Genomic DNA, 9,813 nt, shown 5'->3' with positions numbered 1-9,813 from the left:
TGCCGTAAAAGTAAAACACCCTGTTACCAAGGAAATAACTTACACCACCATAATCAACTCCGAGCAGCAACAAAATTTAGCGAAATTATTCGATTTCTAACTTGGGTGTCCCAGCGACGAAAACAGGAAATGATTGTTTATGGAGGACTTACACTACTCTTTCAACCATTTTTTAAAATCGCACTTGGAAGAGAAATGTGGAATATTGTGGACGTGATTGTCGGAATTGGACTTATTGCAAGTTTGTTTATGAATAGAACAAAAAGCCAACGCTAAAAGCCATACACATTTGCAATTCGCACCAGCCAACGCTACGCCAAAAATCGCAAAAGAGTATGTCTTGCCAACGCTCACTTCCGAACTAGCATTAAAACCTCGGAAAACCAAGAAGGACGTGGAAAGCCAGCTTACAACAATGTATAAAAATAATAGCGGTTTTATCGCTAAAACCAAAGTATGTAAATTATAAATAAGGTCTGTGTTCAACCGAAAATTAGTGCATTTTAATCCGCTACTATTCTTATACTAGACCGTTGTGCAAAATATAAAAAAACAAACTTCCATTCAATAACTTACCGCAACAAATCTAAATGACAAAATAACTAATTAACCACTTAACAGCAATATGACAAAGAAAATATTTTTCATCATTTTACTCACAATTGTTTCCTGTAAAAACTCACGTGATTCAGAATCAGAATTTATGAATTGTGTTTACTCAAAAAACAGTGAATCAAAACTGACAATTGAAAACACGATATTTGAACATGAAGTTTATCTTAAATCTAAGGGGTTGATTAATGGCAATAACGGAAAAGATTATAAGAGATTAATTAAGGACATTGCTGACGAAAAAATCGCCATCAATATTATTGGTGAAACATTAGCACTTGATGTGCAGAATTTAGATATCGATGTAATTGGTTGTGGAGAGAAATATTCTTCTAAAGATTTTAAGGCTGAAAAATTAAGAGAATTGTTTAGCAATATGCTATATAAAAAAACTGACCTTGTTAAAACCCTCAATAAATTTAATAGTATTGTAGATGAAGAAGATTTTAAACATCCCTTTTATAAAATCTGTACCTTCGTAATCATAGATTATTTCATATTAAGACTGAATGAATAAAAACGTTGTACTACATCGCATAAAATTAATTGGTAGAGCTTGTCATGATCCTAAAAATTCTCGCAGATTTCCAGGTTTATTATTTTTTGCTAAATTCAATGCTTGAGGCGCGCAGCTAATCATCCTCAAGAGTGTAGACAACAAAATGAAAAAAACAACAGCACTGCTTTTTATAGTTTTTGGTTTGAATTCTATTTTGGCGCAAGTCGAAAAGAATATTTACGAATTGAACCCAATTGAAAATCTCTTAACCAAAGATGTCAAAGACATTTTAGACAGCAATTTAAACGGTAAAAAAGTTGTGTTCTTGGGCGAATCCAATCATTATTTTGGCTCTGATTTATTGGCCAAAACTGAATTTGTGAAATATTTAGTTTTAGAAAAAGGATATAAGGACATCGCCTTTGAAGGCGATTTTCTCGGACTCTATTTTGACCATAACAAAAGAAACCTATATCCCTTTTGGTCTAATTCAGTGCAGTGCAAAGCATTGTTTGAATTCCTAAAAGCACATGATGTAAGTATTTGGGGTTTTGACAATCAAATGAATGCTACTTACACCTATACTGATTTCACTATTAAATTAAATGGATTTTTGAATGACAATTCCATCAGCGTTGATAAACGTTTTATTGAATTGACTGAAACCTTTTTCAAAAACACAGCTAGAAGTAAGTCCGTCGAAATTGTTGGCAAGTCAAACTTGGAATACTTAATCGTTGAAATTGACAAACTATTAAAAAACGACACGCTTATTCAGGATAAACTTTGGACTCGATTTTTAGAAAGTTATAAGAGTTATATCATGATAAGTTCAGCACATAAAAGCAGTAAAGGAATAACAGCAATTAGAGACAATCAGATGGCAAAAAATCTAGATTTCCTGTTTAAAACAATGCCTGAAAAAAAGTTTATTGTTTGGTTACATAATGCGCACATGATAAAAGACGACTATGGTACTCAGCCTGGACAAACCATGGGATTTCAATTTGTGAAAGCAAATCCTAATTTGTCATATCATATCGCTTTTTCATCAATACATATGCCGTATAGAAAACCCAAATGGATAGAAAAATATAGTAAGGACGAAGGAAACTTATTACACTTCTTACCTACAACCGAAAAAAACTATTTTATCGACGCGCAACAAATCATTAGGGAACGCCCTGAATATGAAGCACAAGAATATGATGGAATGTTTATCGTTGAGAACAAGGACATAAAAACAAATTGGTTTATGCATTATGATGCTCTGGTTTTTATTTCAAAAGGAGAGGATGTGAAATTTATTGAGTAAAATACTGTTGCCCATAACCTAAGCAAAGCATAATGTAAGGCATTGCATATGCCAATAGTTCGTGCCAATTTGAAAAACGATGAACCGCTATGAGTTGTCTTTACTCTAATTTCAATAAAAATCAGTAAATTTATAAGGATGCTGCTATAGTAATGTTTTCTAATCAATAACCTCGAGGCAAGCCCACGAAGTATGAATTGAAAGATGTTCTTTGAATTTCGAGGCAAGTCTCGGGGAATAAAACCCTCTGGAGGGATTTAACCAAACGCATCGAATGCTGACACACCCGCCGTCAATCCCGCTGAAATATAAATCGTAAACTCCTATTGATTTATGATAAAGTCATTTTTTATAAGCGTTCTTTTGTTAACCCCACTCTTGGGATTTTCGCAGGCAAACGATAGTTTGGCGGAACCTGTTATCTCCATAGATAAGAAAAGCCTCTTGAATAATATAAATATCACATTCGATATGCGCATGGAGTTTCAGGCATATACCTTTAGGGGCGGGGATCGCTATTACAACGGGCTACAGTTTGAAAATGGGTTCACCGCCCTTGGTATTTCTGCAAAACTACACGAACGTGTGAACTTTCATTTTAGAAATCGCTTTAATAAAGACGGCGATGTGCAATCATTGGATCAACTGGGCAGTAATATCGAATTGGCCTATATCGACGTTATAGTCAGTCCGTCCCTTAAGATTGTACTGGGAAAAACCTACGCCTTTTACGGTGGTTATGAATACGAGTTCAAAGCTTTGGATGTTCTGGAATATAATGACATTCAAAGCAATGCCCTGGCTTTTGTTACCGGCGCCGGGATTACTTACCAAAATTCAAAAAATCACAAATTCGGTTTTCAGGTGCTCAACTCGCGTACCATGCTTTATGAAGACCTTTATGGTGACGTCGTTGCAGAAAACATCCAGGAACCTGACTGGCCGGTAGCACTTGTTGGAAACTGGCGTGGAAGCTTTTTCGATGGAAAAATCCAAACCATTTATAGCCTGAGTTATTCCAACCAAGTGAAAAGAAGAGGCACCTATTTTTTTACCTTAGGCCATAAATATCAAGACCATAAACTAACCCTCATGTATGACTTTAATTACAGCTTTGAAGAGGTCGACACGAAAGGCATTGTGACCAGTATTCTTAATAATGACGCTGTGGCTGAGGATGTGCTGTATATTGAAAATTGGTTAAGAGCAGAATACCGCTTCAGCTCAAAATTCAAAGGTCTATTAACCCTCATGACCAGCAGTGCCTATGCCAAGGTCACAAGTGAAAACAACCACCTGAGAAGGAGCTATGGCATGGTGCCTACCTTATATTACAGTCCATTTAAAAACATTGATGTCCGTTTTTTTTTAGCGTACATCGGCCGGTATTATGATCATACAAATTATGCTATCCAAAACCTGGGTGCAGCTAATTATAACAGAAATGAGGTAAGAGTCGGCTTTATTGCACCCCTATCGTTATTATAGATCGCAGCGTGACTTAGTAAGCATTATGCCAAATGCATCCATAAAACAAATAGAACGTATTGAGATGCCATCTCTATTGAAACCAAAAAAAGTATATGTGTAGAACTACCGGCAATTTGTGATACAGAAATTGGTAGCGAAGAGAACTTTGCTAAATTAGGTGCTCAACCACACAACTAACCTGCTAAAACCACATTGTAAACTATGCTGAAAAACCTCATTTACACAATTATATGTCTAACTTCAATCTTGAGCTTTTCTCAAACCATAAAATCAATTGTAGAATTTAAAAAAGTAGGAGATAGCTTGGTTGAAAATAGGCTTAGCGAATTCGATGACTCTGAAAACTTAATCAAAGAAGTGAAGTATGGAAACTATGATTCCAGATTAAAAACATTCAGAAATAAAATCCGAACCATTGAATATTCGAATGGTCATCGGGTTTCTGACTATTTTTGTGAACATTTTGTTTCCGAAGATACTTGTGTGGTTCGTTCATTTTCCACTTTTGAATTTGACGAAAAAACGGGCATTGAAAAACAGATAAAATACGAGTCTGACTCCCTTATTCGATTCATTAGGGACACAAAAAAAACGAAACAAATGAAAAGTTCTAAAACATTTTCTTGGGAATTATCGCCTGTCGAAAAACCAGATTTTGAAAAAGCCATTGTGTTTATGGACACGATATTTTATGACCAAGAGCAAAGGAAAATAAAAAGAGTTAGTTACAATAATCGCAAGCAAAAGCCATTGATTGAATTATATGACTATTCAGATAAAAAATACACCTATCAAACAATTGGCAGGTTTAGAGATACCACTTTGACTTTCCAATACGGTAAATTGCGAAAATTAGCAGATAAAAAATCGTTGAATTACATATTTCAGGACCCCCAGAATTATAGCTACGAAATAGAATATTATTAAAAGCAAGTCTAGCTTACCGCTTAGCATCAATGGCTAGGCTTGAGCCTGCAAATACTAATTCCCCACACCCAAATGTATGTTAAGAGCCGAAGCAAGCCAGATCCCTACTCAAAATAGTCTCCCAGAAAAATAATTTTTTTTTAACCCTAAATCGCAGAAAAACCATAATCACTATTTTACCTTTGGGCATCCATTATAAAGACTCATTTTTTGCTTATCGAAGCGCGTCAAAATCAGGTTAAATCATAAGGAATTGAAAACGTTGGAACATGAAGCGGCAAGTTGGACCAGTTGTCTGGACTGTCAAGGACGCGGCAAAAAAAGTAGGAGGCTGCGCAAGAAAGTGCGGCTCAATTACCAGAGATCACTAGAACACTATCAAAAATCCAATGGCAAAGGAAGGGCTCCAATACGCCCAAAAGGGCATCTATACACCTGTTTGAACTGTAGCGGATCTGGGTTGATTCCTTCCCCAAGTGCACCTATTCCAGATACAGAAAACTACCCACACCTCGCCATTATTGGTGGCGGTATAGGTGGCGTGGCGCTGGCTGTGGCTTGTTTACACCGTAAGATTCCTTTTACACTTTATGAACGCGATACTAACTTTGATGTGCGATCTCAAGGCTACGGTCTTACTTTGCAACAAGCGAGCAAAGCGATTGAGGGATTGGGTGTTTTTACCTTGGAGGAAGGCGTGGTTTCAACACGGCATCTAATGCATACTACAGCAGGAAAAGTGATTGGCGAATGGGGAATGCGAAAGTGGATCCAGCAAGATGACAATAGCGCGCCAAAGCGGACGAATGTGCATATCGCACGGCAATCGTTACGCTTAGCGCTACTTGAACAACTCGGCACACAGGATGTCGTGCAGTGGGGACACCAATTAGTGGGTTTTACCGAAGATGAGGGCCAAGGTGTTGATTTACGCTTTCAAGTGGATGGCGAGATCAAAAATGCCAAGGCAGATCTTGTGGTTGGGGCCGACGGTATTCGAAGTTCGGTGCGAAGCTTGCTCCTTGGTGAAGCTAGCACACCCTTACGTTACCTAGGCTGTATCGTGATATTGGGCATTTGTCCTTTAGCGGGGCTCGAAGGCCTTGAAAGTTCCCTGCTGGATTCGGCAACGGTATTTCAAACCGCCAATGGTCACGAGCGTATTTATATGATGCCCTATACATCAAATTCAATCATGTGGCAATTGAGCTTCCCAATGCTCGAAAAAGAAGCTAAAGCCCTTAGTGCACAAGGCGCTCAAGCACTCAAAGCTGAAGCCTGCCGCAGAACCCAATGGCACGATCCCATTCCTCAAATTTTAGCGGCGACCCAAGAAACCCAAGTTTCTGGTTATCCCGTGTATGACCGAGAATTACTCAGTTCAGAACTATTGGAGACCGCTGGAGCAGTCACGCTCATTGGGGATGCGGCCCACCCTATGAGTCCGTTTAAAGGGCAAGGCGCAAATCAAGCGCTGTTGGATGCGCTGGCGCTGGCTCGGGGCATCTACAGCGGATGCAGACCCCAATCGCAATGGCGGGAAGCCGGACTGCGCAAAAGTGTTTTGACTGCCTTTGAAACAGAAATGATAGCACGCAGTACTCCAAAAGTAGAAGCTTCAGCCGAAGCAGCACAGTTCCTGCATTCCGACATTGTGCTTCATGAGGGTGATGAACCTAGAGGACGCTGTATAAAGCGTAAAGATTCCTAGTTATACGCAGCTTGCGAAACCTGAAATGTTGCGACTCGCATTCGGTAATTATCGGGATTCTATTTGTTTTTTATTTACTGAATCAAGTGCTCAATCACACAACAAACCATAGACAAACAGGCTGTGTTTCCTAATATAGATTCAACTGCAAAAAAACACATGTAGTGTTTGCCAAGGTTGGAGCAAACCTCAAATAAATCAAAAAATCCTTTTTGAACAATAAAAAAGGCCAGCTCATTTTGAGCTGGCCTTTTGTTTTAAGGTCTATGATACCAATGTTCTATCTGGTGGCCTTGATGAACTTCTTACTGATTGTCTCACCATTAAGATGGATCATCAGGAAGTAAGCACCATCGGCAAGGTTAGAGACATCTGCATGGATCTCGCCCTGTCCAGAGTAATTGTCTAGTGAACCTCTGCCAAGCGACTGGCCCATGATCGATACGATCTCGTAAGATACCTTGCCGCCAAGTTGGCTGCGCAGCTTCACGTTCAATCTGTCTCTCGCTGGCACTGGGTACATCGTGACCTCGGTTGTTGCCAAGACCTGATCTTTCGTGCTGAGTGCTGCAAACAGCTCCTCCAGACTGGTTGGTGATGCCAGTGTAGTCGCTACGGAGATATCATCCAATAGGTTGCCAATGGTGGCACTTGTGCCACTTACCGCCTTGAAGAAGATGATTGTTGACTCTTGGCCCGCTGGCACTGCGTAAACGAAGCTCTTAGTCTCCCATCCCGCTCCTGGCGTTGCCATGAATGGATAGGCAGTTCCATCTGTAATGGTTTCGATGGCATCGCTAAAGTAGAGTTCCATCTCGTCTACACCAGAATTGCGTCGCTTCATGTATGAGAAGCTGACCTCGATATTGCTGCCCGGTGTGGTACAGATCTCCTGGTAAATGTTGTTGAGTGCATCGCCGTTGAGCTCAAAGTGGAAACCGCCACTGTTGGACGCATTGCCATCAACCATACCGCTTCTCTGGATCTCTATAGTGCCCGTTGGTGATGTTGTGCTCCAACCCGGAACTTCGTCCTGAGGCACATACTTCCATGATCCGGCAAAGGTGTTGTCATCTTCAAAGCCACCGTTGACGATCTCGCTGAAACAGGTGTTAGGATCCTCTAAAACCGTACATCCCGGCAATGAGATGATGCCATCCAGATCAAAGCCGTCAGGAGATACAGAACCCTCTGGGGTGGTATCCACAACTCTCACTTGTGTGATATACGACAACGCCACAGATGCATTGGAGATATCCAAGCTTGCCGATTCATTGGTAAGCACACTTCCTATAAAGTAAAAGTTAAATCCGTCCTGGGAAACATACACATCGGCAGATTCCGGATAGGAAGCAAACGTGGCGTTTCCATAGGTGGTCTCTACAACCACAAGATCATCGCCTACCTGGTTAAGTACCAAACCATCAAAACCGATAGTGATCTCACCACCATAGCCCAAGGATACAAAGTTTGAAGTATTATCAACCTGAGGTACTCCCAAAGCTTTTGAGGGATCCAAACGTTCTGGGTCTGTGATTGGCTGACCGTTCTTTTTAAGACCTGGCATATAGCTGTTATCTACCACAAAGGCTCCGTAGCAAGGATCGTTCTCATCACTTGGGACATCTTGACAGCCGTTAACGGCCTCTACACCATCAACATCATAACCATCTCCACTACCCGTAGTAATGTCTGTAATACGTATATGCGTCACATAGACCACGGGAATCCCGTCAAGGTCAATGGCGCCGTCACGGCAGATCTCACCGGCATCGTACCAGTTGGTACCATCCTGTGACACCTCTACCATGGCGCGCTCATCGTTGGCACCCGAACAGTTGTCCCCAGAAAAAGAGGTCTCGTAGATCAGGATGTCATCTCCCGCAGTATCATAGACAGCGCCCGAGAATCTCAGGGTCAATTGACCGCCAATACCCAAGGATGCAAAGCCACCGGCCTCATTTGCTCTATCTGGTTCGCCAAGTGTTACCGTAGCATCAGTTCTATTGTTTGCAATGGCGTTCCCGTTGGACTGAACGGTTGGGCTGTAATCTATCACTTCCATGGCGTAGCAGCCTTCTTCATCTTCGTCGTCATCGTCACCTTCATCGTCATCGTCATCGTTAGAGCATGCACCTTGAGTATCCCCATGAGCTTCATGTGCAGGCCATGCTGAAGCCGCTATTTCAATGGTTTGGACATTCTCTGGATTACCTGGTGGGTAATGGCAAATTGTAATCTTAGGGCCGTTGTCATCTCCTTCATGACCACCAAGATCAGAAATAGAGGCTGGCGAAACCTCCCAGATACGCTCTTTTTCAAAACTAATTGAAAAATTTTCAACACCAGAAATCAACGTAACATCGTTAATACCTAATGCGATTTCGATTGCACTGTTTTCTCTACCCTGAACTATTAAGGACATTAATAATAAGGGCAAAAGGCACCAAGACCTTAAAACTTTTGTAATTTTTGTTTTCATAATTAGATGTTTAGGGCATGCACCACAGTCGACCCACCAGCAAGGCTTTTTTAGTTGCTGGTAAGACATTACTGCGGTAATTATAATACATGCAAAGGGTTAAATTTTAACGCTACAAATGATAATTCTATGTAACAGACGGGGACAAGACCCAACCCATTTAGGATAAGAAGTAAAATAAGAGCAACTCATTCTGCTATTAATCAGTTGCATTCAAATGTTCCGGAAGTGACTGCCCAACAAATAAAGAAATATTGATCAGAAGAGTTCTCATGTTTTCGATTAAAAACCTTATTTATTGGCTTTAAGACCTTGTGATGCAATTATATCCGACGAAATGAAGTGCTTTAGAACACTATCATGCAACATTCAAGGCGGTTTTCAAGAACGATTTATTGGATAATTGTATGCTCTGATGCCAATTGGCACAAAAAATAGTGTTTGAAACATACTTGTAACTGAAATAGATTGTATCCCATTTTTGATTTAGCAGAAAATAACTTAAACTTGATAGCAGGATCTTTATATTGATAGAACTCCGGATTATGATATTCTCAGAACTATGCAGTCTTTTGTTCTGCTTTGTCACGGTTTTTATTGTGGTTCTGGAGAAAAACAAATGAATGGTTTAATTAAAATGTGAGAAGGCTAATTTAAACCTAAGACAACTATAATTAAATCAAAAGAAACATCACGAGGTTAGATCTACTTCTACGAAGTTGCAAGTCAAACCAGGCGATGGATGTTTCCAAACAAAAAATCTTATCTATGCGATG

7 protein-coding genes are annotated in these 9,813 nt (G+C 40.1%); 6 read left to right on the top strand and 1 reads right to left on the bottom strand.

The window, feature by feature from the left end:
• The 6 genes from ESY88_RS21485 to ESY88_RS14690 all read left to right on the top strand — a co-directional run.
• Positions 1 to 276: DUF6804 family protein (locus tag ESY88_RS21485; RefSeq protein WP_317128685.1), on the top strand; the 276-nt coding region annotated here is incomplete at its 5' end.
• A gap of 349 nt (positions 277 to 625) precedes the next feature.
• On the top strand, positions 626 to 1,129 hold the full coding sequence (locus tag ESY88_RS14710; protein WP_147087510.1) for a hypothetical protein: 504 nt from the start codon (positions 626 to 628) through the stop codon (positions 1,127 to 1,129).
• Between the two features lie 145 nt (positions 1,130 to 1,274).
• The gene (locus ESY88_RS14705) at positions 1,275 to 2,426 is read left to right on the top strand and encodes an erythromycin esterase family protein (RefSeq protein WP_147087509.1); all 1,152 of its coding nucleotides are present in this window, start codon (positions 1,275 to 1,277) and stop codon (positions 2,424 to 2,426) included.
• 333 nt (positions 2,427 to 2,759) lie between these two features.
• Positions 2,760 to 3,914 (top strand): porin, encoded by a 1,155-nt coding sequence (locus tag ESY88_RS14700; protein WP_147087508.1) that lies wholly within the window; start codon positions 2,760 to 2,762, stop codon positions 3,912 to 3,914.
• A gap of 204 nt (positions 3,915 to 4,118) precedes the next feature.
• Positions 4,119 to 4,844 carry a hypothetical protein gene (locus tag ESY88_RS14695; protein ID WP_147089868.1) on the top strand — a complete coding sequence of 242 codons (726 nt, stop codon included), beginning with the start codon at positions 4,119 to 4,121 and terminating at the stop codon, positions 4,842 to 4,844.
• A gap of 253 nt (positions 4,845 to 5,097) precedes the next feature.
• Positions 5,098 to 6,555: an FAD-dependent monooxygenase gene (locus tag ESY88_RS14690; RefSeq protein WP_147087506.1), complete on the top strand. Its 1,458-nt coding sequence runs from the start codon at positions 5,098 to 5,100 to the stop codon at positions 6,553 to 6,555.
• Positions 6,556 to 6,835: 280 nt separating this feature from the next.
• Here ESY88_RS14690 and ESY88_RS14685 read toward each other — a convergent pair whose 3' ends face one another.
• A complete protein-coding gene (locus ESY88_RS14685; protein WP_147087505.1) occupies positions 6,836 to 9,037 on the bottom strand; it encodes a T9SS type A sorting domain-containing protein in 2,202 nt (733 codons plus the stop codon).
• Between the last annotated feature and the right edge of the window lie 776 nt (positions 9,038 to 9,813).

The sequence above is a fragment of the Subsaximicrobium wynnwilliamsii genome (assembly GCF_007997225.1).
Taxonomy (GTDB): Bacteria; Bacteroidota; Bacteroidia; order Flavobacteriales; family Flavobacteriaceae; genus Psychroserpens; species Psychroserpens wynnwilliamsii.
Note: the sequence above shows the minus strand (reverse complement) of the source record. Positions and strands in the feature narration are given on the sequence as shown.

Excerpts from the sequence above, each read along its gene's own strand:
- ESY88_RS14710 (WP_147087510.1), top strand. The coding sequence starts at position 626 with ATGACAAAGAAAATATTTTTCATCATTTTACTCACAATTGTTTCCTGT.
- ESY88_RS14705 (WP_147087509.1), top strand. The coding sequence starts at position 1,275 with ATGAAAAAAACAACAGCACTGCTTTTTATAGTTTTTGGTTTGAATTCT.
- ESY88_RS14700 (WP_147087508.1), top strand. The coding sequence starts at position 2,760 with ATGATAAAGTCATTTTTTATAAGCGTTCTTTTGTTAACCCCACTCTTG.
- ESY88_RS14695 (WP_147089868.1), top strand. The coding sequence starts at position 4,119 with ATGCTGAAAAACCTCATTTACACAATTATATGTCTAACTTCAATCTTG.
- ESY88_RS14685 (WP_147087505.1), bottom strand. The coding sequence starts at position 9,037 with ATGAAAACAAAAATTACAAAAGTTTTAAGGTCTTGGTGCCTTTTGCCC.